23 protein-coding genes are annotated in these 24,398 nt (G+C 64.0%); 13 read left to right on the top strand and 10 right to left on the bottom strand.

Annotated elements, in window-relative coordinates:
- Positions 1-6 precede the first annotated feature (6 nt).
- Positions 7-2,271, top strand: coding sequence for an arylsulfatase (locus Q8M13_RS11130; protein ID WP_305300022.1), 2,265 nt, complete (start codon positions 7-9; stop codon positions 2,269-2,271).
- Between the two features lie 54 nt (positions 2,272-2,325).
- Here Q8M13_RS11130 and Q8M13_RS11125 read toward each other — a convergent pair whose 3' ends face one another.
- Entirely contained in the window at positions 2,326-3,558 is a 1,233-nt protein-coding gene (locus Q8M13_RS11125) for a TetR/AcrR family transcriptional regulator (RefSeq protein WP_305300021.1), read from the bottom strand.
- Positions 3,559-3,693: 135 nt separating this feature from the next.
- On the opposite strand from Q8M13_RS11125, the gene Q8M13_RS11120 reads away from it, so the two are divergent.
- Together Q8M13_RS11120 and Q8M13_RS11115 are read left to right on the top strand one after the other, a co-directional pair.
- A complete protein-coding gene (locus tag Q8M13_RS11120; protein WP_305300020.1) occupies positions 3,694-5,952 on the top strand; it encodes a TonB-dependent receptor in 2,259 nt (752 codons plus the stop codon).
- 46 nt (positions 5,953-5,998) lie between these two features.
- Complete coding sequence (locus Q8M13_RS11115; RefSeq protein ID WP_305300019.1) at positions 5,999-7,129, top strand: serine hydrolase domain-containing protein; 1,131 nt, start codon at positions 5,999-6,001, stop codon at positions 7,127-7,129.
- A gap of 36 nt (positions 7,130-7,165) precedes the next feature.
- Here the strand turns inward: Q8M13_RS11115 and Q8M13_RS11110 are convergent, their stop codons facing one another.
- A complete protein-coding gene (locus Q8M13_RS11110) occupies positions 7,166-7,492 on the bottom strand; it encodes an antibiotic biosynthesis monooxygenase (protein ID WP_305300018.1) in 327 nt (108 codons plus the stop codon).
- A 96-nt stretch (positions 7,493-7,588) separates the two neighbouring features.
- Positions 7,589-8,182, bottom strand: coding sequence for a TetR family transcriptional regulator (locus Q8M13_RS11105; protein WP_305300017.1), 594 nt, complete (start codon positions 8,180-8,182; stop codon positions 7,589-7,591).
- A gap of 198 nt (positions 8,183-8,380) precedes the next feature.
- Here Q8M13_RS11105 and Q8M13_RS11100 point away from each other — a divergent pair, with 198 nt between their 5' ends.
- Both Q8M13_RS11100 and Q8M13_RS11095 read left to right on the top strand, forming a co-directional pair.
- A complete protein-coding gene (locus Q8M13_RS11100; protein ID WP_305300016.1) occupies positions 8,381-9,667 on the top strand; it encodes a cytochrome P450 in 1,287 nt (428 codons plus the stop codon).
- Between the two features lie 36 nt (positions 9,668-9,703).
- A complete protein-coding gene (locus Q8M13_RS11095; RefSeq protein ID WP_305300015.1) occupies positions 9,704-10,162 on the top strand; it encodes a globin in 459 nt (152 codons plus the stop codon).
- Between the two features lie 22 nt (positions 10,163-10,184).
- Here the strand turns inward: Q8M13_RS11095 and Q8M13_RS11090 are convergent, their stop codons facing one another.
- Complete coding sequence (locus Q8M13_RS11090; protein ID WP_305300014.1) at positions 10,185-10,982, bottom strand: thioesterase family protein; 798 nt, start codon at positions 10,980-10,982, stop codon at positions 10,185-10,187.
- Positions 10,983-11,018: 36 nt separating this feature from the next.
- Positions 11,019-11,510, bottom strand: coding sequence for a helix-turn-helix domain-containing protein (locus tag Q8M13_RS11085; RefSeq protein ID WP_305300013.1), 492 nt, complete (start codon positions 11,508-11,510; stop codon positions 11,019-11,021).
- A gap of 111 nt (positions 11,511-11,621) precedes the next feature.
- Here Q8M13_RS11085 and Q8M13_RS11080 point away from each other — a divergent pair, with 111 nt between their 5' ends.
- From Q8M13_RS11080 to Q8M13_RS11070, 3 genes are all read left to right on the top strand, one after another.
- Positions 11,622-12,851, top strand: coding sequence for a multidrug effflux MFS transporter (locus tag Q8M13_RS11080; RefSeq protein ID WP_305300012.1), 1,230 nt, complete (start codon positions 11,622-11,624; stop codon positions 12,849-12,851).
- 27 nt (positions 12,852-12,878) lie between these two features.
- Positions 12,879-13,652: an SDR family oxidoreductase gene (locus tag Q8M13_RS11075; protein WP_305300011.1), complete on the top strand. Its 774-nt coding sequence runs from the start codon at positions 12,879-12,881 to the stop codon at positions 13,650-13,652.
- Between the two features lie 61 nt (positions 13,653-13,713).
- Positions 13,714-14,502 carry an SDR family oxidoreductase gene (locus Q8M13_RS11070; RefSeq protein WP_305300010.1) on the top strand — a complete coding sequence of 263 codons (789 nt, stop codon included), beginning with the start codon at positions 13,714-13,716 and terminating at the stop codon, positions 14,500-14,502.
- Positions 14,503-14,556: 54 nt separating this feature from the next.
- On the opposite strand, the gene Q8M13_RS11065 is transcribed toward Q8M13_RS11070, so the two are convergent.
- Together Q8M13_RS11065 and Q8M13_RS21040 are read right to left on the bottom strand one after the other, a co-directional pair.
- Positions 14,557-15,510: a rhodanese-related sulfurtransferase gene (locus Q8M13_RS11065; RefSeq protein ID WP_305300009.1), complete on the bottom strand. Its 954-nt coding sequence runs from the start codon at positions 15,508-15,510 to the stop codon at positions 14,557-14,559.
- Between the two features lie 85 nt (positions 15,511-15,595).
- On the bottom strand, positions 15,596-15,787 hold the full coding sequence (locus Q8M13_RS21040; RefSeq protein WP_370870027.1) for an oxidoreductase-like domain-containing protein: 192 nt from the start codon (positions 15,785-15,787) through the stop codon (positions 15,596-15,598).
- A gap of 154 nt (positions 15,788-15,941) precedes the next feature.
- On the opposite strand from Q8M13_RS21040, the gene Q8M13_RS11060 reads away from it, so the two are divergent.
- The 4 genes from Q8M13_RS11060 to xth all read left to right on the top strand — a co-directional run bounded on the left by Q8M13_RS11060 (position 15,942) and on the right by xth (position 19,152).
- On the top strand, positions 15,942-16,874 hold the full coding sequence (locus Q8M13_RS11060) for an iron-containing redox enzyme family protein (protein WP_305300008.1): 933 nt from the start codon (positions 15,942-15,944) through the stop codon (positions 16,872-16,874).
- A 248-nt stretch (positions 16,875-17,122) separates the two neighbouring features.
- Positions 17,123-17,452, top strand: a complete 330-nt coding sequence (locus Q8M13_RS11055) for a hypothetical protein (protein WP_305300007.1) — start codon at positions 17,123-17,125, stop codon at positions 17,450-17,452.
- A gap of 38 nt (positions 17,453-17,490) precedes the next feature.
- Entirely contained in the window at positions 17,491-18,255 is a 765-nt protein-coding gene (locus tag Q8M13_RS11050) for a hypothetical protein (RefSeq protein WP_305300006.1), read from the top strand.
- A gap of 78 nt (positions 18,256-18,333) precedes the next feature.
- Complete coding sequence (gene xth, locus Q8M13_RS11045; protein WP_305300005.1) at positions 18,334-19,152, top strand: exodeoxyribonuclease III; 819 nt, start codon at positions 18,334-18,336, stop codon at positions 19,150-19,152.
- A 61-nt stretch (positions 19,153-19,213) separates the two neighbouring features.
- Here xth and Q8M13_RS11040 read toward each other — a convergent pair whose 3' ends face one another.
- Both Q8M13_RS11040 and Q8M13_RS11035 read right to left on the bottom strand, forming a co-directional pair.
- Positions 19,214-21,253 carry a PAS domain-containing hybrid sensor histidine kinase/response regulator gene (locus Q8M13_RS11040; RefSeq protein WP_305300004.1) on the bottom strand — a complete coding sequence of 680 codons (2,040 nt, stop codon included), beginning with the start codon at positions 21,251-21,253 and terminating at the stop codon, positions 19,214-19,216.
- The gene (locus tag Q8M13_RS11035) at positions 21,246-22,757 is read right to left on the bottom strand and encodes an ATPase domain-containing protein (RefSeq protein WP_305300003.1); all 1,512 of its coding nucleotides are present in this window, start codon (positions 22,755-22,757) and stop codon (positions 21,246-21,248) included. The genes Q8M13_RS11040 and Q8M13_RS11035 overlap by 8 nt, the downstream gene beginning before the upstream one ends.
- Before the next feature lie 321 nt (positions 22,758-23,078).
- Between Q8M13_RS11035 and Q8M13_RS11030 the strand changes: the two genes are divergently transcribed.
- Positions 23,079-23,657, top strand: coding sequence for a sigma-70 family RNA polymerase sigma factor (locus Q8M13_RS11030; RefSeq protein WP_305300002.1), 579 nt, complete (start codon positions 23,079-23,081; stop codon positions 23,655-23,657).
- Between the two features lie 42 nt (positions 23,658-23,699).
- Here Q8M13_RS11030 and Q8M13_RS11025 read toward each other — a convergent pair.
- A partial coding sequence (locus tag Q8M13_RS11025; RefSeq protein ID WP_305300001.1) for a LysR substrate-binding domain-containing protein occupies positions 23,700-24,398 on the bottom strand: 699 nt, incomplete at its 5' end.

The following is a 24,398-nucleotide window of genomic DNA, read 5'->3' as shown; positions in this document are numbered from 1 at the left end:
GGCGAGATGACCGACAAGGTTTCCGAACGCGACGCGTTTCAGGGCGTCATCGGGCGCACCGTACAGGAATCCCAACCTTGGTGGCCGCCGTCGCCCATGAAGCCAGGCGCGCCCAACGTGGTTGTTGTGGTTCTGGACGACACCGGCTTTTCGCACTTTGGTTGCTACGGCTCGACGATTGAGACTCCGAATGTGGATGCCCTGGCCGCCGGGGGCCTGAAGTACACCGGCTTCCACACCACCTCGCTTTGCTCGCCGACCCGAGCCTGCCTGCTCACCGGCCGCAACCACCACGCCGTGGGTATGCGCTCGGTCTCCAATTTCGATACTGGCTACCCGAACATGCGCGGGGCCATTCCTAAGACCGCCGCGACCCTGCCGGAAATCCTTCGAGAGAACGGCTACGCCACCTTCGCCGCCGGCAAGTGGCACCTCGCGCCGATGGCGGAATGCACAGCCGCCGGGCCGTTCGCCAACTGGCCGCTTCAGCGCGGCTTTGACCGCTATTACGGGTTTCTGCAGGGCGAGACCGATCAGTTCCACCCAGAACTGACCTACGACAACCATCACATTGATCCGCCCTATACCCCCGAGGAAGGCTATCACGTCTCCGAGGACATCACCGACCAGGCTGGCGGCTTCATCCGGGACCTGACCTCGCTTGTGCCGGAACGACCATTCTTCCTCTACCTCGCCTTCGGGGCGACGCACGCTCCTCACCAGGCGCCGCAGGCCTATCTCGACAAGTACAAGGGCCGCTTCGACGCCGGTTGGGATGTCGAGCGCGCGCGCTGGTTCGACAAACAAAAAGCCCTGGGCGTCATTCCGGCCGACACCGAATTGTCGCCGCGAAATCCGGGCGTGAAGGCCTGGGACGACCTCTCGACCAACGAGCAGAAGTTTGCGGCGCGTCTTCAGGAAGCCTTCGCTGCGATGCTCGACCACACCGACCACCAGATCGGCAGGGTGATCGAGCAGTTGAAGAGCCTCGGCAAGTGGGAGAACACGCTGTTCCTCGTGCTCTCCGACAACGGAGCCAGCCAGGAAGGCGGCGCGGCCGGCGTGCTGGACGAGATGAAGTGGTTCAACGGGATTCCGGAGAACATCGACCACGCGGTTGAACGCCTCGACGATATCGGCGGACCGAACAGCCACTCCAATATTCCGTGGGGTTGGGCCCAGGTCGGCAACACGCCGCTGCGTTGGTACAAGCAGAATACCCACGGTGGCGGGGTGCGCGATCCTCTCGTTATCCACTGGCCGGGAAAGATCGAGGGGGCCGGGGAGACCCGCACCCAGTTCTGTCACGCCATCGACGTCACCCCGACCATTCTTGAGGCTCTTGGCCTCGCCGCACCGGATGTCGTTGGGGGCGTGCCGCAGACCCCGCTGCACGGGACCAGTTTCGCGCCAACGTTCCAGTCGTCCGGCGCCAAGGTGGATCGAGGTCCGCAGTATTTCGAGATGGGGGGACACCGCGGCCTCTACATGGATGGCTGGAAGGCCGTCACGCGGCACGCCTCCGGGGTCTCGTTCGATGAAGATACCTGGGAGCTCTACAATCTCGCCGAGGACTTCTCGGAAACGAATGATCTCGCGGCGCAGGAACCCGAGCGTTTGAAGGCCATGATAGACCAGTGGTGGCAGGAGGCCGAGGAACACGGCGTCCTTCCGCTGGACGATCGGGGGGCCCTGGCGCTGTTCCGCTCTTCCATGCGCCCCGGTTTGCCCAGCTCACGGCGCCGTTTCGTCTACAGGCCCCCGATCACCCGCGTCGTGGCCGACGCCTGTCCGCCGGTGGCGCGGGGGTGGCGCACGATTGTCGAGCTGGAGCATCCGCCGGAAAACGGTGATGGAGCCCTGGTCTCTCGCGGCACCATCAACAGCGGCTATGTGATCTACATCTCCGATGGTAAATTGCATTTCGATTACAACGCATTCCACGAGCACACTCACCTGACCGCCAGCAAGTCGCTATCCCCAGGCAAGCACAGCATCGAACTGGTCGTCGAGCGCGACGAAGCCGGCGGGGCGGATCTCGCGCTCACCGTTGATGGCGAGCAAGTCGCTGCAGGAAAGTTGCCACGCATGTTGGCCATGCTCTCCAGCATCGGGATGGATCTGGGCCGCAGCCTGGCGCCGGTCTGCGAAGGATACGTCGCGCCGTTCATCTATGGCGGTAAGATCGATACGGTCGTCTTCGAGGTCGGCGGGTCGCCCACGGGCGGTGAGGTTCGCGCCCAGGCGCGCGCCGAGATGTCCCGGCAGTAGTCGCCGGGTGGCGCCTGTCAGCCGGACCGCTCCGGTGAAGGCCGGGATGTGCCCTTAGGGTACATCCCGGTACAGCCCGTGCGTGACCAGCGTGGCGACCTCGTCGGCGATGTGGACGCGCGCCGCCGGGGTCTGCTCGGGACCATTGGCGGCCCACGAAAAGGCCCCAGGCAGACTCGCGATAATCGCGTCGATGGGCATGGGGCGCAGGCTGGCCTCCGCGACGCCTTGCGCCAGCAATCTGCGGTATCCGTCCGTCAACTGTTGAGCATAGCCGACAGCCGCCTGACGTTCGCCCACGCTCAACAAGCCAAACCCGACGTGAGGGGCCAGGACGCAGACGGAAGGCTCGCTCGCCGCCCAAACGATGTCGCGCACCGCGGCATAGACTACGTCCAGTCGCGAGGCGTCTGATCGCTCGCCGGCCGCCATCACACCAAGGAAGTGGGCGTAGGCACGCTCGACGCAGGCGTCGATGAGATCCTGCTTCTGCCCGATATGATGATAGATCGCCCGCTTGCTCAGGCCGACCGCCGCACTGACATCCTCCATGCGGGTCGCGCCGATCCCGCGCTGGTTGAACAGCAACGAGGCGGCGATGAGAATGCCTTCGCGTTTGGCGGCGTCGACGGCATTCCTATTGAAGATATCGGCGTGGGGCGGGGCGAGTGGAGCCAGGGGATCAAGCTTCCGCACCCGGGCGGCCTTGTTGGCGGCGAGACCGTGAAACAGAACTTCGCTCGATCCGATCGCGACGAGTTCGAGATTCGCGGCGGGCGCCCATCGCCGGTAGATCGGCGCCCAACTGACCAGTCCTAGGATCGCGTGGCTCACGATGCTCGCGTCGACCGGGCGAAATGTCTTCGCCGCCACCCCCGTCTCAATCAGCCCGGCGATCCGCTGAACAATCGCCTGCTGGCGGCCCCAGATCACCTCGCGCTTGTCGAGCGGTAGAGCCATCATCTCGCTGAGCACCGCCGGTTCGTGGGCCGCGTCGTCAGTGCTGCTCAGGAAAGCAGACAAGGCCTCGGCGGAACTGGAGGTTGACCTGATGGCGGCGTCCAGACGTGCACTCATCATGTCGCACGCGTCCGCATAGCACCGGAACAGCAGGTCTTCCCGATCGGCGAAGTACTTGTAGATCGCCGGCCGGGTCAGTCCCAACTCGGCCGCGATCTCTCCGAACCACTCCACCGAAACACCCATGGTGTTCAGGTGCCGAGAGGCGACATCCAGAATTTGCTGCTCCCGGTTCTCGGGGCGCGACCTTGTCTTCTGCTCGTCCAAGCTAGCTCCAGAGAAGTTTCGAATGAGGGCGGAACTGTACCGGTTCGAAAGCCCCTTGACGACACCGTAACGATTTGCGGAATGTGCGCACCTAATCGTAACTAAAAGCCGACGCAGTTCGGGACGGGGAACGGAATGCACTCAGGAACCACCAGAGCCGCCCTTGCGGCCACGCGCCGCTGGGCGCTTCTCTGCACCGTATCGTTGGCGGGACTGTGCGCGGCGCAGACCGCGCTAGCGCAAACCCCAACGCCCCCGCCGATCGAGGAAATCGTGGTCACCGCCGACCGGCGCGCCGTCAGCGTTCAGGACGTGCCGGCCACCATCACGGCGGTTTCCGGCGACGCCATCGCCCAGCGACACCTCCAAAACATGTCGGAGGCGATCAACATCGTTCCCAACGTCGACATCAAGCAGAACGCGCCAGGCGTGCTGCCGGTCGTGACGATCCGCGGCGTGGGGCTCAACGACTTTGGCGGCAACACCAGTCCACCGGCGGGGATCTATGTCGACGAGGTTTTCCTCTCGACCGTGGTGATGATGAACGGCCAACTGTTCGACCTGGACCGTGTCGAGGTTCTGAAGGGGCCGCAAGGGACGCTCTACGGCCGCAACTCCACCGCGGGAGCTATCAATTTCATTTCAGCGGCGCCGACCCCAGATGCGGGCGGCCGCGCGCAGCTAGGCTACGGCAACTACAACACCTTCACCTTGGACGGCATGCTCAACATGCCAATCTCGGACACCCTCGCCTTGCGGGTGTCGGGTAAGTTGATCGAGCAGCAGGACGGCTATTGGGAGAGCCGGCTGCTGCCGGGGACCATTGGCAAGCAGAGCATCCAGACCGGTCGGGCGATGCTGCTCTGGACCCCAACCGAGGACTTCCGCAGCCTCTTCAAGGTCGAAGGACTGCGGCAGCGAGGACAGCAGGGGCAGACGGCGTTCTTCGGCGCCATTGATCCCACCACCTTCACGACGTGCGCCTCAGTTCTCGCCGGCCGTACCGACGATACGAACTGCACGAACTTCCTGGGCTACACCGACCGCGACGGAGATCCCTACAAGGGAGACTGGGATCGCAAGCCTATCCTGAACAGCGACGGTTGGGATGTCACTTGGCGCAACGATCTAGACATCGGCGATCTGACTCTGACCAGCGTCACCGGTTATCGCAGCTTCATCCAGCGCACAGACGCGAACATCGATACGACACCGGCGCCCATCCTCGACTATCTGAATAAGTACGCCATCGACCAGTTCTCCCAAGAGGTCAGGCTAGGCGGAAAGTCCGGTCCGCTGGACTGGATCGTGGGCGGTTTCTACTCGTGGGATCACTACACCTACTCGTCCGTCGGACAGAACCAGGCGCTGTTCAACACCAACACCCTGATCACCGCGGACCAGACGACGAAGTCGGCGGCCGCCTTCGCTCATGGGCTCTACGCCATCACCCCGAAACTGACTGGGGTTCTGGGCCTGCGCTACACTTGGGAGGAACGCCATTACGCTGGCGGCTCCTTCGACCTGAATACGTTTGGCGCCAGCGCGCTGTGTGGCGGCTGCAGCCAACCCTTCACTCTCGCGGCGATCGACCAGACCATCAGCGACAAAAACCTCACCGGCACGGTGGGGCTGAACTACACGCCCAACGACGACAGCCTGATCTACGCCTCGATCTCTCAGGGCCAGAAGAGCGGCGGGTTCTTCTCGGGTCTCGCCACCGATCCGCGGCAGCTGCTGCCCTATGACCCGGAAAAGCTCACCTCCTACGAACTCGGGGTGAAGCTCGCGCTCTTGCAGCGCTCGCTTCAGGTCAACATGAGCGGGTTCTACTACGACTACCGCGACATCCAGACCTTCAAGCGGTCTACGGTCGGCTTCATTCCAATCCAGATCCTGGGCAATGTGGATGAGGCGACCATCATGGGCATCGACGCCGATGTCGCGTGGCGGCCGACGCAGGACCTCACCCTGCAGGCCGCGATTGGGATCCTCGACTCCGAGCTTGGCGAATTCGTCAACGCGGCGGGTGTGGTTCAAAACGGCAACCAGATGCCGAATGCTCCCAAGTTCAGCTTCAAGGGTTCGGCGTCGTATGACGTCCATCTGCCCAACGACTACGTCGCCCAGATCACGTTCCAACCGAGCCATGCCACCAGCGCCTTCCGGGACTCGGAGAATACCCAGATCGCCAAGACACCTGGCTACTGGAGCTACGATGGCAACATCCGGCTGTCGTCCGCGGGCTCGGCTTGGACTTTCTCGGTGTGGGGCAAGAACCTGACCGACGAGCGTTACCTCACCCAGGTGATCGATCTTACGGGCCTGGGCTTTGGAACGAAGATCTACAGCGCGCCGCGCACCTTCGGCGTGACCGTGGGAGTTGACTGGTGATGCGCGATCCCAAGAGACCTGTTTTCAGCCGAGGAGCCGATCGCTCATGACCACAATGTCTGTATCTGGATCGTGCGATCCGCGTTTCGACGCAGTCATCGGCCTGTTCGAAGCCAATCTGGCCAGCGGGGCTGACGTCGGGGCGAGCTTCGCGGCCACGATCGAAGGCGAGACTGTGGTCGATATCTGGGGCGGCTGGGCCGATGAAGCTCGAACGCGTCCCTGGGAAGCGGACACCCTGGTCAACGTCTATTCGACCACCAAGACGATGACCGCCTTGACCGCTCTACTGCTGGCGGATCGCGGCGAACTCGACTTCGACGCGCCGGTCGCTCGCTACTGGCCGGAATTCGCGGCCAACGGAAAGGCGGCGGTCAAGGTGGGGCAGTTGATGGCCCATTCTTCCGGTCTCTCCGGCTGGCGAGAGCCAGTAACGCAAGAGGACCTCTATGACTGGGATAAGGCGACGGCGCTGCTGGCGGCTCAGGCGCCGTTCTGGGAGCCGGGGACCGCGCCCGGCTACCACGCCACGACTCAAGGCTATCTGGTGGGGGAGGTGGTCCGGCGGATCACCGGGCGTTCGCTTGGCACGGTCTTCCGCGAGGAGATCGCAGAACCGCTTGGGGCCGATTTCCACATCGGCATGGGTCCCCAGCACGACGCGCGGGTCGCCGACTTGATCCCGCCGACCGCCGGAGTTCCGGCTGACCTGGGAGAGCCAAGTCCGCTGCTCATCAACGTCATGACCAATCCGGCGACCAATCCGCTGGAAACCCGAACCCGAGCTTGGCGGGCGGCGGAAATGCCGGCGGTGAACGGGCAGGGGAATGCGCGGTCCATCGCGCAGATCCACATGCTGCTGGCCAATGGGGGAGTGGCCAATGGCAAGCGCCTTCTGTCAGAGGCCGGTTGCCGCAAAGCCCTGGAACCGCAGGTCGAGGGAGTCGATCTTGTGCTCGGCATGCCTGCCCGCTTCGGCCTGGGGTTTGGCCTGGCGCCGATGATCCCACTGCCAGGTCCGGAGTGCATCTTCTGGGGCGGCTATGGCGGCTCGCTGATCATCATCGACATGGCCGCACGGGCCACCTACGCCTTCGCCATGAACCGGATGGGCGTCACGACGATCGGCGACGAACGTGGGCTCGGAATGGCCGCCGCGATCTGGACCAGCTTGTAGCAGCCGTCCGCCCCAAAAGCGGCGGCGACCGGCGTCCTAGCGGGCGGTCGCCGCCGCGACTTTCTGCAGTGTCTCAAAGCCCTCGAACTGCGGATGGCCCATATAGAGCGGCTTGTTGTCGCCGGCCCCGCGATGCGCCAGCCGGAACGCCTCCGACTTGGTCCAGTCCTCAAACGCCGCTCGTGAGGCCCATGTCGAGTGGGAAGCGTAGAGCGTGTGATCTTCGCGTTCGGGTCCGCGCAGCAGGCTGAACTCCAGGAAGCCCGGAACGGTCTCCAAGTGAGTTTCCCGCGAGAGCCAGACGGCCTCGAACGCTGCTTCCTGTCCGCGCAACACCTGGAAGCGATTCATCGCGATGAACATGGTGATCTCCGACGCCTATGCAGTTGTCGTCGGCAGTCTGCCTCGGACCCGGTTGGCCGCTAAGCGCTAAATCCTCGATGGATTCTTTCGGGGCCCTCAGGCTGGGCCGGCTTCGGCGGTCAGCACCGTGAATATCGCGCTCACCCGATCAATGAAGATCTCGCGCTCGCGCCCTTGCAGCGCTTCGCCGCGGATCAGGCGTTCCACCAGAAACCCGATGTAGCTCGCCGCGAAAACGCGGGCGCGAGCCTGGGCGTCGACGCCGCCAAGCCACTCGCGGATCGGCCCCAGGAAACGTTCTTGGACCAGGACGTTGAGCAGCGGAGCAGTCGTCGGCGACGTCGCCGCGCGGAGCAGGAACTGGAACCGGTGGGTCCGCGCCTCATCGGCATGCGGGCTATCGGCCAACATCGTCGCGATCTCTCGGGCGAAGGTCTGGCGATCCCATTCGCTTAGGTCATCTGATCCAAACGAGGCCTTCAGCGCCTCGACGAACAGGGCCTCCTTGCCGCCGAAATAGCGCTTCACCAGCGCTACGTCAGCGCCTGCTTCGCCGGCTATGTCGCGCAAGGTGCAGTCGTAACCCACGAGCGCGAATTGCTTTTTCGCGGCCTCAAGGATGGCCTGGCGAGTGGCTTCGGCGTCACGCCTGCGAGGCCTTGAGCGAACGAGTAGTGCAGGGTCGGTCATCTGCATATCTCTACACGAACGGGGGCCAATGGGCAGACTGGCCCGCCGGACCCGCCTAGATGCGTTCCTGCTACAAGCGCCCGCCAGACCCGCTAAGTCAATCGCCGTTGACATAGATGCTGAGCGCGCTCAACTTACCTTCTGAAGTCCAAAGCGGTGCGTTCAGACGCCGTCGGATCACGACCTGGGAAGGAAGCCATGAACATCTCAGCGAAAATCCAAGCTGCCGACGCCGCAGCCGAAATCGCCGCCATGCCGCTGGAGCAGCTGAACCCCGCCAAGGTGTCGCGTTTCTATGACGACACCATCTGGCCGGTATTCGAGCGCCTGCGCCGCGAGGATCCCATCCATTTTACGCCCGACAGCGAGTACGGGCCATATTGGTCGATCACCAAGTGGAACGACATCATGGCGGTCGATACCGATCATGAGGCCTTCTCCTCGGCTGAGGGGATCACCCTGATCAATCAGGTAGCCATGGCCGAACAGGAAAAGGTCATGGGCTTTCGCCGCCGCGGCGGCGCCGGCTTCATCACCATGGACGAACCCCAACACGGCCCGGCGCGTAAAGCGGTCAGCCCGACGGTGGCGCCCTCAAACCTGCACAACATGGCCCCGTTGGTGCGCGAGCGGGCCGGCCAGATCCTCGACTCCCTGCCGATCGGTAAGGAGTTCGACTGGGTCGACCTTGTGTCGAAGGAACTGACGGCCATGACCCTGGCCACCTTGTTCGACTTCCCGTTCGAGGACCGGCGCAAGCTGACCTACTGGTCCGATATGGTCACCAATCAGCCCGGGCACGGGCCGGTGAAGAGCTGGGAGCACAAGGGCCAAGCGATGATGGAGTGCTTTGGTGCATTCCAGGAGCTGTGGGATCAGCGCGTCAACGCCGAGCCGGCCGGGGACCTGATCTCCATGCTGGCGCACAATCCCGCCACTCGCGATATGGAACTGGCGACCTACCAGGGCAATGTCATCCTGCTGATCGTCGGCGGCAACGACACCACCCGCAACACCATCTCCAGCAGCGTCTACTCTCTGAACAAGAACCCGGATCAATACGCCAAGCTGCGCGCCAACCACGACCTGGTGCTGCCGATGGTGTCGGAGACGATCCGCTGGCAGACGCCCCTGGCGCATATGGCTCGTGTCGCCACGCGGGACGTCGAGATGGGCGGCAAGACCATCAAGAAGGGCGACCGGGTCGCCATGTGGTACATCTCCGGCAACCGCGATGAAGAGGTGGTCGATCGTCCGAACGAGTTCATCATCGACCGCGAACGGCCGCGCCAGCACATGTCGTTCGGCTTTGGCGTCCACCGCTGCGTCGGTAATCGCGTCGCCGAGATGCAGCTGACCATCATCTGGGAAGAAATCCTCAAGCGTTTCCCAGAGATCAAGGTGGTCGGTGAGCCGACCCTGAATTGGTCGGCCTTTGTGCACGGGTTCGAGACCCTGCCGGTGATCATTCCCTACAAGAACTGACGCTACTGCGGCCGGCGGGCGCCCGCCGCCGGCCGTATGACCCTAACTATGCTCAGCGAGGCGATCATGCGCACCGATCCGAAAGACGCCGACGCGATCGAGACAAGCTTGGAGATCGCCGCCGAGCGGGGCGGGGACTTGACCCCGGTCGTCTACGAACGGCTCTTTGAACGCCAACCGGCGATGAAGCTGCTGTTCTGGCGCGACACCACCAACGCCATCCGCGGCGAGATGCTGATGCGGACGTTCGAGGCCATTCTCGACTTCATTCGCGATCGACAATTCGCCGATCACCTGATCAAGACTGAGGTCGTGAACCACGCCGGCTACGACGTGCCGCCGGACGTGTTCGCCACCTTCTTCGGCCTGGTCGCCGAGGTGGTCGAAGAAGCCTGCGGCCCAGAATGGACGCCAGCCATGGCCGGCGCCTGGCGGCGCACGCTGGTCGACCTAGACAGCTTTGTAGTTCATCCCGACCGAGTAGCCGTGGGCTAGCCTGCCGCTGCTGACGCCTGAGTTAGGCGAATATCGCGACGGTCTGGCGCATCGCCAGGACAGGCGCGCCCTGATCATCCCAGACCACCATGTCCTGCGCTGAATAGCCGTTGACCGCCGTTTGCGCGGTCGATCGCACGAGCCACCATCCCGACGCACTGCGAGGCGCATCCGACAGTACGTCGATCGACCAGGTCATTGTGCTGATCGGGCCGCCGCCCGGTTGAAAGTTGACGAGGGCGGCAGGCGGCAACGCATCCGCCAAGGCGATCAGGGCCGCCATGGTTGACGGCGTCGCGGTATCGCGGTGTCTCAGCCAGACGACCATTTCGGGTTTGGCGCCGGCCGTGAACGGACGAGCTCCAGCCGCAAAGCGGCTGTCGAAATGTTGCAGGAAACGGCGTTGATCACTGGTCTCGAAGTAGGTCGGGCAGTCATCCCAGCTAGGAACTGTGGGAGCCGGCAGGTCGACCTGATTGAGCAGCGATGGACGGCTGGCGCCGAAACACAACAGGCCGCGGACGGCGAGGGCGCCGTCGCCATGTAGGTCCACGCTGTAAAACGCGGCGGACTTGCCCCGACGCAGCAGCGTGGGTTCGACCCGCAAGCGTCCTCCGGCCGGGCCGACGAAGGCGAACTGCCCCGAGCGCAAAGGCGGCAGCGCATCGTCCGCCCGCTGCGCCGCTTCCCAGCAAAGGGCCGCCAACAGTCCGCCGAAAGCCGTGCGCCCCTGGAGCCAGTCGTCAGGCAAGACCGTCGAGAACGTTCCAGCATCGGCCTCCATGGACGACAACAGGCTCGCGAAACTGCTTCCCGACATATTCGGTTCTCTCAAGGGTTGGAGAGCAGACGCCACCTAGCTGGTGGAGCGCTCGAGAAGGGCGTGCACGGCGCTGTCCGCGCCGGGTCCGGGGCGGTATTTGACGCGTTCGCGCGCAACGGCCTGACCAGTTTGGGGATCGATCAGGGCCAAGCGCAGCTCCCGGTCGGTGTCTCTATCGACGACTTCGATGGTCGGCGCGCCGTAGCCAGACGCGTCCCAACGATCTCCCCATTCCCGCAGGGCCGCGATCACCTTCCAGAGGTCGCGACCTTTCTCGGTCAGATGATATTCATCGCGCGGCGGCCGCTCTTGATAGCGCGTCCGCTCGACGATCCCATTCCGCTCGAGGTCCTTCAAGCGCATCGACAGCGTGGTGTTGGGGATCTGCGTGCTCGCCTGGAACTGATCGTATCTCGACAGGCCAAGCCCCAAGTCGCGCAGCAGCAGCAAGGTCCAGCGGTCGCCGATCATTTCCAGCGCGCCGGCGACCGAGCAGCGCATGCCCGCAAAAGATTTCGCTTTCATTTGACGGCGTCCTTGTGGCTCTCATAATAGGAGTAACGATCCCAGGCCGCCCAGGCAACCGCTGATCGAAGCCCGTCGTGACTGGGCTCTGATCGAGACAAGGACATCGTGTTGGCAGCGCTTTCGGACACCGACGTTGATCAAGCGCGCACCCGCCTGACGCCAGGGACGCTCTTCCTGCTTGCGGGTCTCGCGGCCCTGGGGTCCTTGGCGACGAACATCATCCTGCCGGCGTTTCCGCAGATCGGCGCAGAGCTGAACGTCTCGCCGCGGGATCTTGCGCTCACACTAAGCAGCTTCTTCGTCGCCTTCGCGTTCGGGCAGCTTCTGGTTGGGCCCTTGTCGGACCGATTTGGTCGCAAGTGGCTTGTCGTGGGCGGGCTCGCGACCTTCGTGCTCGGCTGCCTGGTGTGCGCCCTGGCCGGCGATATCTCCATCCTGATCCTCGGCCGCATCATCCAGGCGCTTGGAGCTTGTGCAGCGTCGGTCTTGTCGCGCGCCATTGTGCGCGACCTCTTCGACGGAGAGGGGCTGGCGCGCGCACTCGCCCTGACCATGATCGCGATGGCGGCGTCGCCGGGCTTCTCACCGCTGATCGGCAGCGCGCTGGGCGGCCTGTTCGGCTGGCAGACCATCTTCCTAGGCGTCGCATCATTCGCGGCCGTCCTGGCCGGGTACTACTGGAAGATGCTCGGCGAGACCCACCCTGTCGAACGCCGAGAGAGCCTGAGCCTGTCAGCCGTCGGGCTGGCCTACGTTCGGTTGGCGACCAACCCGCGGTTCATCCTGCCGGCTCTAGCGGTCAGCCTTGTCATCGGCGCGCTCTACACGTTTTTCGCCGCGGCTCCCGCCGTTCTGATCAGCGTCCTGGGCCTGACCGGCCTGCAGTTGGCGCTATATTTCGCTGGGACCGTCGTGATTGTATTCGCTGCGGGCTTTCTGGCGCCGAGGCTGGCGCGGCGCTGGAGCCCGGTGGCGGCTGGCGCCCTGGGCCTGGGATTCGCGGTCGCGGGGAGCGCCGTTATTCTCGCCTTCGCCGGGGCTCCGAACCTGGTCAGCATCACGATGGGCCTGACGCTGTTTCTCTTCGGCATGGGGCTAATCAACCCCCTCGGCACCGCCATAGCGCTCCAGCCCTTTGGACGGGAGGCCGGGACGGCGTCAGCGCTACTAGGCTTTCTGCAGATGGGGTGCGCCGCCGTCGGCTCGACCGGGGCGAGCGTTCTTCCCATGCCGCCGACTCTCTCGCTTGCCGCGATCATGCTGGGCGCGTCGCTGCTGGCCGCAGCAGTCTTCGCGCCGGTGGGGCAGAGACGTCTACAAGCCAAGGCGGCGGCCTAGAGCCCCCAAGACAGAGAGCCCAACGCAATGTCCTCATCGGTTAGCCAATCATCCACGAAAGAGGTCGCCCTGATCGTGGGCGGCGGCCCGGGCATCAGCGCGAGCTGCGCCCGGCTATTCTCTGAGAGCGGCATGCGCGTCGCCGTGGCCGCACGGTCGCCGGACAAGGCGGTCCTTCAGGCCCTGGAAGGGAGTCACGGCGTGCGCCGCTACGCCTGCGACGCCAGTCGGGCCGAAGAGGTCGATCTGCTGTTCCGCAACGTGGCGAACGATCTGGGGACGCCGCGGCTGGTGGTGCACAATATCGATGGGCGCGTGCCCGGTATCTTCCGCAAGGGCATCGCCGACGCCGATCCGGCGATGGCGTTCGAGACGTTCCAGAACGCCGCGTTCAGCGCATTCCTGGTGGGTCAGAGCGCCGCGCGGTTGATGCGCGACAACCCTCCAGACGCCAATGGCGCGCGGGGCACGATCATATTTACGAACGCCAGCGCGGCCCTCAAGGGCTTCCCGATGAGCGCTGCCTTCGCGATGACCTGCCATGCGAAAGCCGGGCTCGCGCAGAGCATGGCGAGAGAATTGATGCCCGAAGGCATTCACGTCGCCAACGTACCGATCGACGCCGCGATCGGCTTTATCCAGGAAGACGGGACGCGGGCCCATCGACTGGCGGGGACGACGGTGGACGACAACATGGCCGACCCCGCCCACATCGCTGAAGTCTATCTCCAGCTCCATCGCCAGCATCGCTCCACCTGGGCCTTCGAAGTGGTCCTTCGGCCCTGGGTCGAAAAGTGGTGATGGCGTCTCGATCAGGTCGCTCATCATGGGCATTGAATCCACTAGAGAAGAAAGCACCACCATGGCCAAGAAGCCTTCCGTCCTCATCACCGGCGCTTCCAGCGGCATTGGCGCGACCTATGCCGATCGCTTCGCGCGCCGTGGACATGATCTCGTGCTGGTCGCGCGCGACGGCGCGCGGATGGAGGCCATGGCCGCCGATCTGCGCCGAGAGACTGGGGTGGCGATCGATGTTCTGCCCGCCGACCTTACCAACCCCGCCGAGCTTGCAGTCGTGGAGGCGCGCTTGCGCAATGACGATGGGATCGGGATTTTGGTCAACAACGCCGGGGCCAGTCTGGGAGGGCGCTTTGTGGATCAGTCCACGGAAGACGTCGCGCAGTTGGCCGCTCTCAACATCACCGCAGTTCTGCGGCTGGCCAGCGCGGTCGCCCCGCGTCTCGCGAAGAGTGGCGAGGGCGCGATCATCAACATCGGCTCGGTCGTGGGACTGGCGCCGGAGTTTGGCCTGAGCGTCTACGGGGCGACCAAGGCGTTTGTGCTGTTTCTGTCCCAAGGCCTGAGCCTCGAGCTCGGTCCCAAGGGTGTCTACGTCCAGGCGGTGCTTCCCTCAGCGACGCGCACGGAAATCTGGGAGCGCTCCGGCGCTGATGTAAACGCGCTGAGCGCGGTCATGGAGGTCGGCGAGCTGGTGGACGCCGCCCTGGTCGGCTTTGACCGCCGCGAGCCGGTGACGGTGCCGCCGCTTCCCGACGCCGCCCACTGGGACGCCTATCAAGCCGCGCGGCAGGCCATGCTGCCCGGTTTTGCTCAGGCTCATGCCGCCGAACGTTATCGGGCAGGGGTCTAGCGAACTCTTCAGGAGGCTTCGAAGCGGGCGAGACCACCTCGCGCTTGGCGCAAGTTAGCGGTCCGGCTTGACCGGTGGCCCGCTGGCGAAGTGGTCGACGCCGCGGGAAGCAGCCAGAGCGACCTGGCGCTGGCGCTCCGCGTAGCCCGTCCGCTGTTGCGCGTCCCGCTCACCATGGCAGGCCGGGCAGCTGACGCCTTCTTCAAACAGGGCCGAGGAGCGCTCCTCCTGCGTGACAGGCATGCGGCAGGCGCGACACAGCACATGGCTTCCCGGCGACAGACCAGGGCCGAGCGCCACGCGTTGGTCAAAGACGAAGCATTCGCCCTGCCAAAGGCTGGTCGGCTCGCTTGCCGTCTCCAGGTATTTCAAGATGCCGCCGTCGAGATGATAGACGTCGTCCAGACCTTCCGCCTTCAAGAAGGCGGTCGCCTTCTCGCAGCGGATTCCACCGGTGCAGAACATGGCGATCTTCGGCGACGACCGCCCATCCAGCAGGGCCTCGCGGTTGGCGCGGAACCAGTCTGGAAACTCCCGAAAACTACGTGTCCCTGGGTTCACGGCGCCTGCGAAGGTGCCGATCCTGACCTCGTAGTCATTTCGCGTATCGATGACGAGGGTGTCCGGCTCGCTGATCAGGGCGTTCCAGTCGTCGGCCGACAAATAATGCCCGGCCTCCAGGGGATCGATGTGCGGCTGCCCCATGGTGACGATCTCGCGCTTGATGCGGACCTTCATTCTGTAGAACGGCATGACCTCGGCGCGGGAGAGCTTTACCGATAAATCCTCGCAGCCGGGCAGCGTGCGGATATAGGCCAGCGCTGCATCGATCCCATCTGGCGTTCCCGCGATGGTGCCATTGATGCCCTCCCGCGCCACCAGCAGCGTGCCTTTGATCCCGTGGTCGGCACAGACGACAGTCAACCCGTCGCGCACCCCCTCGCAGTCGCTGAACGGCGAGAACCGGTACAGGGCGGCGACACATACAGGCAGGTTTGGCTCGGTCATTTCAGGGCAGCGTTGTCAGGTTCGCGGCTTGAGGGGAAGCAACGCCGACTGGAAAATTTCGTCATGGGTCGTCTGGGTAGCTGACCTATTGCCCGGACATTGGCGCGAGCTGGAGGAGAATAGCGTCGGGGTCAGCTCCCATGTTGCGAACTCGATCACACCAGCGGTCTAGCGCGCTCTCATAGTAGTCAAAGATGCAAGGGTCGCACCCGCGTCGGCAGCACTCGTCCTCGTGGGGGCGCGTAGGCGGCGAGGGGATGTTTGAGGCGGTGCTCACGCCAACGATCTAGTCGTCATTCCTGGCGATGGCTAGGCCGTGGGGCATCGGGCGAAGCAAATGGATTCCTGCCGCCAGGCGCGACGTGTCGGACGCTCGACATTGAAACCCCCCAGATGGTGAAGCGTTGGGCGTCGGCAATGGAGGCTCAGAGATGACCACCCAATATACCGACACCGCCAAAACCACCTATGTCGCGCCCGCGATCTGCGACCCGATGGGGCTGCATCAGAGCCTGGCGCGCTGGAACCATCGTCGACTGGCGCCTTCCGCCCCCAGCCCCACTTGGGAGGCTGATCTCAAAGAAGAATCTCGAATGCGATGGCTTGAAGGCGTGTGGGTGGAAAATCTCCGCGAGGAAGTAGCCGAGCAGGCGGCCGCCGCCCCGACAGATGTCGACGAATTTGTCGCCTGGTTCGAGGCCTTGAAGCACGATGGCCCAGGGCAGGGCGACCGCCTATTCGATTGGCTGGCGACCGCAGCGACGCTTGACGACATGAAGTGGTTTCTCACCCAGGAAGCCGCCGGCGAAGCCGGCTTCGACGATCTTGTCGCCTTGGCTCAGATCAAGGCGCCGACGACGGCGAAGCTCGAACTGGCCCGCAACTATTGGGACGAGATGGGCAGGGGAAACGAAGGCGGAATGCATGGTCCGATGCTGGACCGGGCAGTTGAAGCGCTGCAGCTAAAGCCCAGCATTGAAGGCACGGTTTGGCCCTCCCTGGCGCTGGCCAACACCCTCACGGCCTTTGCAACGACGCGACGCTATGCCTGGCACGCGATCGGGGCCCTTGGAGTTGTCGAACTGACCGCGCCGACACGGGTTTCTCGCGTGGCGGAAGGTTTGAAGCGCCTCCAGGCGCCGCCGGTGGTTCGAAAGTATTTCGAACTCCACGCTGTTCTGGATGTGAAACACGCCGAGGACTGGATCGCCAATGTCCTGCGCCCATTGGTCAGCCAGGACCCGTCTCGGGCGCGGCACCTCGCGGAAGGCGCTCTGATACGCTTGAAGTGCGGAGCCATGTGCTTCGAGGCGTACCGCTCACAGCTCTGGTCGACGACGCCATTCCAGATGGCCGCCGAATAGGCTTGGGAAGCTCCTCGCCGCCGCGCGGCGGGGCCGGGACGCCGCGGCGAGATCGCGTCTCCACACTGCAATCGCTGCTGACGTCCCCCCGCGCCAGACGGCGGGAGCGGTTCCGCACATCGAGATAAGTTCCGTTTTATTTCAACAACTTGAATCACGATTTGAATTCAACGACCCGTGGAACCAAGCACGACGATCGGGCTTATTCCCCACACTCTGGGAGATTTGAAACAATGATGAGAGCTATTTTGAGCGTCGCCCTGGCAGCGACGCTAGTGGCGGCTTGCGGTCAGAAGACGGATGAAGCGGACAACACCAAGGGTCCGGTCGTCGCGGCGTCCGAGACCCCCCGAAACGATGCGGTCAACACGACGCCGGCCACCGCTGAGCCAGGTCCTACGGCCGGCGCGAACTCGTTCACCGAAGCCCAGGCCAAAAGTGCGATCGAAGGGGCCGGTTACACAAATGTCGGCGCCCTGACGCAGGACGCCAACGGCATTTGGAAGGGCAGCGCCACCAAGGCCGGCAAGCAGACAACCGTCGCGGTCGATTACAAGGGCGCGGTCACCGCCTCCTGACGCCTAACCCACAGACAACAGCAGAATTGGAAGATGCGATGAGCAAGACCATTACGCGGCTGTTCGACAGCCACAACGAAGCGTTGACCGCGGTTGAGGCGCTTGAGGCGGCCGGCGTCGATCACCACAAGATCAGCCTAGTCTCCAACAACGCCGACAACTGGCACGCCGGCCACAAACATGCCGGCGGCGCTCCAGGGGCCGGCGGGCCGCTCGGTGACCGTAACGGCGACGGAGAGAACGACGTAGCTGACGGCGCGGGCAAGGGCGCGACGACGGGTGGCCTCGTCGGCGGCGGCGCTGGCTTGCTGGCAGGCCTTGGCATGCTCGCCATTCCGGGACTTGGCCCGGTCGTGGCCGCAGGTTGGCTGGTCTCGACAGCGGTCGGCGCAGTGGTCGGCGCAGCGGCGGGCGGCGCGGCCGGCGGCATTCTAGGAGCGCTGAAGGAAGCGGGCCATTCTGACGAAGAGGCGAATGTCTATGCTGAAGGCGTCCGCCGCGGCGGGACCTTGGTCAGCGTCAAGACCAGCGACGAAGACGCCGTTCGGGTTGAAGGCATTCTGGATGGGGCGCGGGGCGTAGACGCCCTGGCGCGTGGGGCGGCGTATCGCGAGACGGGCTGGTCGCAGTTTGACGACACCGCCGCGCCCTACAGCTCCGACGACATCAACCGTGAGCGTGAACTCTACCGTGTGGAGGAGCGCTCTTTCACCCAGCAAGAGCCAACTGAACGGCACGACCGCGACACATCGCCGGACGGCAATCGCTTCGGCGGTCCCCTCGGCGCGCCGCGCGACTTCTAGTTCCGGGGCCCCAGGCCGTTCCCAAAGGATGGCCTGGGGTTTTGCTTGGACGGTCGATTAGATGCTGACGCCTGAGCAATGAAAATCGCCACCTACAACGTCAACGGCGTCAATGGGCGGCTACCCGTCTTGTTGCGGTGGCTGGAAGCGGCCCAGCCGGACGTTGTCTGCCTGCAGGAACTGAAAACTCCGCAGGAGAAGTTCCCGGTCGGGGAGATCGAGAAGGCCGGCTATGGCTCGATTTGGCTAGGCCAAAAGAGCTGGAACGGCGTGGCCATCCTGCAACGTGGCGGCGTGCCGATAGAGACACGCCGCGGCCTTCCAGGGGGCGGCGGCGATGATCAAAGCCGCTATATTGAAGCGGCGATTGACGGCGTCTTGGTCGGGTGTCTTTACCTGCCAAACGGCAATCCCGCGCCAGGACCCAAGTTCGATTTCAAAATGCAGTGGTTCGACCGGTTGAGCGCCTATGCTGCAGGTCTGATAGCCCACAATATTCCGGTAGTCCTTGCGGGCGACTACAACGTCATGCCTGCAGAGCTCGACGTCTACAAACCTGAACGCTGGCGCGACGACGCCCTTTTTCGGCCCGAGGTGCGCGCGGCCTTTCATGATTTGACGGCCCAAGGCTGGACCGATGCGTTGCGCAGCCTTCATCCGGGCGAGCGCATCTACACGTTCTGGGACTATTTCCGGAACGCCTTCGCCCGTGACGCGGGCCTGCGGATCGATCATCTGCTGCTCAGCCCCGCAGCGGCCCCAAGACTGCATTCGGCTCAGGTCGACAGCTTCGTGCGAGCTTGGGAGAAGACGAGCGATCACGCGCCGACCTGGATCGAGCTTGCGGAAGAGCCGATCCCCAAGCCTCGGCGCAGCTCGCCGGCAAACAAGGCCTGATCGCTCACGGCGGACTGTAGTGGGGCAGGGGACGATCAGAGCTGAAGGGCCGGGACCTTGCTCAGGCTTCGATCCATCTGGCTTCTTCCAAGGCGCGCCGGACTGCCACGGCCAAGTCGCTGACCTTGAACGGTTTGCGTAGCACAGCTTCTGACAAGACGAGGTCCTTGATGGCTCGCGCGTCGGCGTACCCGGTCACCAGAAGCACCGCCAGGTCCGGGGAGGCCTGCCTGGCCTGGGCGGCCACCTGCGCGCCGTTCATGCCCGGCATCGCGAAATCCACGATCATCAGGTGCGGCCGATCGTTGGCGAGGCGATAGAGCCCCGCCTGTCCACTGGCCGCATCCGTGACTCTATAGCCGAGAGATTTGAGGCACTGGACGATGAACTGCCGCACGCCGGGATCGTCGTCGACGACGAGTATTCGTTCGCCCTGGCTGAGCGGGGTTTCATTTGGCGGAAGTTCACTTGGCCTCAGACGCTCGTCTGCGTGGCTGACCGGCAGCCAGATTTCGATTGTGGTCCCCACGCCCACCGCGCTTTCGATACGCACCGTGCCGCCAGACTGCGTTGCGATCCCATAAACCTGGCTCAGACCAAGGCCGGTGCCCTTGCCCACGCTTTTGGTGGTGAAGAACGGATCGAACACCTTTTGCAACAGGTCGGCCGGAATGCCGTGGCCGGTGTCGCTCACCGAGATGACGACGTGCTGGCCCGGCTGCAGGCCTTCATGCCAGTCGTCGGCCAAGCGGCTATGCAACGTAACCGTTCCTCCTTCGCCCATGGCGTCGCGGGCGTTGATCGCCAGGTTGAGGATGGCGAGCTCCAACTGGTTGGGATCAGCGTTGGCGCACGTGGCCCCTGCGCGCAGGTCCGTTCGGATCTCAACGGTGTGACCAAGGGTTCGCGTCAGGAGGTCATCCATTCCCGAGATCAAGGCATCGACGCCCACGGCCCGCAGGTCGAGTTGTTGGCTGCGGGAGAAGGCGAGCAGCTGCGCGGTCAGCTTGGTCGCGCGCTCGACGCCCTCCAACGCGTTGGCAGCCATACGTTGAATGCGCGGATCGTCGGTGCGCTTCTCGATCATGTCGACATTGCCGACGATCGCGGTCAGTAGGTTGTTGAAATCATGAGCGATACCGCCAGTGAGCTGGCCTATCGCGTCCATCTTCTGAGCCTGGATCAGCGCGGCCTGCGCCTGTTCGCGCTCGCCGATTTCGTCTCTGAGGCGCTGATTGGTGAGCCGAAGCTCGTGAACGCTCTCGGCGACGCGCAGCTCAAGCGTAGCGTTCAGCTCTATCAAGGCCGCTTCGGCGGCCTTACGCTCGGTGACGTCCAGCGTAACGCCCGACATCCGACGCGACTGGCCGGGCAGATCGCGGTTGGGGCGGCCTCGCACCTGCAACCAGTGAACAGACCCATCTGGCCAGACGACGCGATACTCAACTTCGTAGTCGCCGCCCTGTGTGATCGACACGTCTAGGTTGGCTAGGCGCCGGCCGGCATCGTCCGGGTGCACGGCCGCTTGGACATCATCCAGGGTCAGGGGCTCGTTCGCCTGGCGGCCGAAATGCGCCTTGGCCAGCTTGGACGCGGTCAGCCGACGGCTTTCAAGGTCCAGGTCCCAGGCGCCAAGATGGCCTGCTTCGAGGACGAAGCGCAGTTGTTCTTCAGCCTTCACCTGATCGCTCAGTTGATCACGCGCCAGATATTGCCGGCGTCGGGCGCGGACGGCTGAGGCCGCGGCGCTCACGAGGGTCTCGGCGTTGATCGGCCGCTCCAGCAGCACAATGTTGCCGATCGCCTGCAACCGTGCGGCGTCCGCCTTGGCACGCTTGCCTGGCTGTTTGGTGACCAGGACGATGAAGGGGAAGTCAGACCAAGGAGGCTGCGCCGCCAGCCAGGCGCTCAGCGTTTGGGTCCCGTCCTGCGCAAGAGCCTCCTCCGTTAGGACGGCGGCCCCAGCGTTCTCGTGCAAGGCGTCCGTCAAGGCTCCCAGGTCCGGGCAGATCAGGGAGCGATACCCAAGACTAGCCAAACTCTCGGCGATCACGGGTGCGTCCCGGCCGCGAGGAGCCAGGATCAGAATGCGCTCATCCATCGACGCGAGATCTCTCGGCGCCCAGCATGGGGATCTTGCCCTCGTAGGACGGCAGGCCCGACATCACCCCCTGGAAGTCGCTGAGGGCCTCGCCAACCTCGATCCCGTTGGTGGTGAGACGTATCTCCCGAATAGTCTTTTCATGCTCACTGGTCCGACTTTTGACCACCGATATTGCGGTTCGAACCGATCCGGCGGCCTCGAAGAAACGGAACAAGAGGATGCTGTCGCTGAGATAGCTGAGGTCGACGTCGCTACGCACCTCGCCGATGAAGCCGTGCTGCCCAAGGATGAGGAGGGTCACAACGCCCTGTTGGTTCAAGTATGTGAGCAGCTCATGCATTTGCAGGAGCAGGAATTTTTGCCCCGGCATCGCTTGCAGATAGGCGTTGAGACTGTCGATCACGACCATGCGCGCGTCCATGCTCTCAACTGCGTTGCGAACGTGGAAGGCGAATTCCCCTGGCGACAGCTCTGCTGGATCGACCGCCCGTATCAGCAGCTGACCGCTATCGAGAAACGGCTGCAGGTCCATCCCAAGGATCTTAGACCGCGCCAGCAGTGTCGGCAGGCCTTCGTCGAACAGGTAGTAGGCGACCTTTTCGCCGCGCTCCAAGCCGCTGAGCGCGCAGCGCACCGCGGTGGTCGTCTTGCCGACCCCGGACGGGCCGCTGATAAGCGTGTTTGTACCTCGCGACAGGCCGCCGCCGATGAGTGCGTCGAGCCGCGGTGTTCCTGTCGACACCTTTTCCTGGGGAAAGACCGTGTGATGCCGGGCGGCCACGAGGCGCTCGAAAACAGTGACGCCGCCGGTATCGAGTTCGAAGTCGTGAAAGCCGCCGCGATACTTTACACCGCGCATCTTCACGACCTCCAGGCGTCGGCGCTGGGAGCCATATTCCTGAGGCGTCCGCTGCAGGCTGATCACCCCGTGCGCTATACTGTGAAGCTGCAGGTCGCCGTCCTCTGCCGTCTGGTCGTCAAGCAGCAGCACTGTGCAGTTGCGCGTGACGAAGAAATGCTTGAGCGCCAGAATCTGCCGCCGATGGCGCAGCGGATTTTGGGCCAGAAGGCGCATCTCCGACAGGCTGTCGAACACGACCCGCATTGGCTTGGTTTCCTCAACCATACGCATGACCCCGCGCGTCGTTTCGCCGAGTTCGACGTCTGACGGGTGCAAGACGGACTGCTCGCTGTCGGGGTCCAATCCTTCCTCGCTGACGAGCTCGAACAGCGAGATGCCGTCCAGAGACCATCCATGGCTGGCGGCTGCGGCGCGAAGCTCGATCTCGGTTTCGGAGAGGGTGATGTAGAGACCGCTCTCGCCGAGCTCTCGCCCCTTCAGCAGGAATTGCAGCGCCAAGGTCGTCTTGCCAGAGCCGGGCGTGCCCTCGACGAGATAGATCCGGTCACGTGTAAGGCCCCCTCCCAGGATTTCGTCCAAACCAGGGACGCCGGTGGCGACGCGCGGGTCGCTCATAGGGGGCGGGAAATCGACAGACATGTACGCTCCTACAGCAGATCTTTCGACCTGAGGGCCAAGCCCTGCTTGGCCGACCCGTTGGTGATTAACCCCGACCTAAAGCCAAGGTTTCTCCTCAGACGGAAAATGTCGCGAAGCAGGCGGGCGGCGATCGCCCCGCTATCTGGGCACTGTCGCCTGGCCGACAGACCTTTCCAGGTATCGATGTTCGAATGAATCGCCAGTCACTGCTGGCGCAGTCCCCAGGGGGGCTCGCCCGGTTCATGTCCGGGCGGGGCTTCCCATCGAGGCAGGCCAGGACGTTGTCGTCCGAGGACGGCTGGCCAGACGTTAGGAACGACCATGTCCGAATTGAGCGAAGCGAAAGCCTTTGAGGCCGAACTGATCAGTCTGATCCCCCACCTGCGCGCCTTTGGCCGCCATCTCAGCGGCGACGTCCAACGCGGTGAAGATCTGGCTCAAGAAACGTTGGCGAAAGCCTGGGCGTCGCGTCATCGGTTTACGATGGGGACCAATATGACGGCTTGGACCTTCATGATCCTCCGCAATGCCTTCTTCTCGGAGCAACGCCGCAGCTGGCGCTCAAGCTCGCTTGATCCCGACGTGGCTGCGCGCACCCTCGTGGCGGTCACCGGAGACACCGATCGCCTCGAACTCGATGAGCTGCGGCGCGCGATAGGCATGCTTTCACCTGATCACCGAGAGGCGCTCTTGCTGATTGGGGCCGCTGGCCTGTCTTATGAAGAAGCGTCGGCGATCACCGGCTGCGCGATCGGCACCATCAAGAGCCGCGTGAGCCGTGCTCGAGATCAGTTGGCGCTGTTCTATGCCGAAGGACGGATTGGCGCAGACGCGGGCCAGCCTCAGGACGCGATGTCGGCGATATTCTCGCAGGTCGATGGGTTCGTTGCGGCAGCGTGAGGCTACTCGCCTTGTGGGGGAGGGGGATCGGAAGGCTGGATGCTACCCCGTTGGGCGTCCGCTCAGCTCGCGCGCCAGACCGATGAACGCCTTGAGCGCGGCCGAGGAATTTCGCCGGCTCGGATAGTAGAGACAGATTGGCGGGCGCCGAACCGCGAAATCGTCGAGCACGGTGACCAGGCGGCCGGCATCGATGTCGCTCCGCACGTCGGGCTCCATGAAGAACCCAAGCGCTAGGCCTTCCAGCACGGTGGCCCTGGAGAGGCTGGCCTCGTCCAGGGTGATCGGACCGGTCACGTCGAGATGGACGGTCTCGCCGCGGACGTCGAACGGCCAGCGGAACAGGGCGCCGTTCGGCAGGCGGACCCGAATGCATCGGTGTCCGGCGAGGTCACCCGGAAACTTGGGCTTTGGGTGGGTCGCGAAGTAACTGGGTGAGCCCACAACGACATAGTGGAGCGTTCGTCCCAGCGGCACGGCGATCATGTCGGTCGGCACCAGGTCGGCGATCCGGACCCCGAGGTCGAAGCCATCTGCCACCACGTCGACCAGTCTGCCCTCGGTAACCAGGTCGATATGCACCTCGGGATAACGCCGCAGGTACTCGAGGATCAGGGGCGAGAGGACTTCTCGCGCCGCGGTGGCGAAGGCGTTGATCCGCAGGACGCCCGATGGCGTCGCCTGCTGCCCCTTTGCGAGCTCCATGGCGCCATGGATCTCCTGCAGCGCGGGGCCGACCTG

The organism is Phenylobacterium sp., from assembly GCF_030681155.1.
Lineage (GTDB): Bacteria > Pseudomonadota > Alphaproteobacteria > Caulobacterales > Caulobacteraceae > Phenylobacterium.
This window is presented reverse-complemented; position numbering and strand designations above follow the sequence as displayed.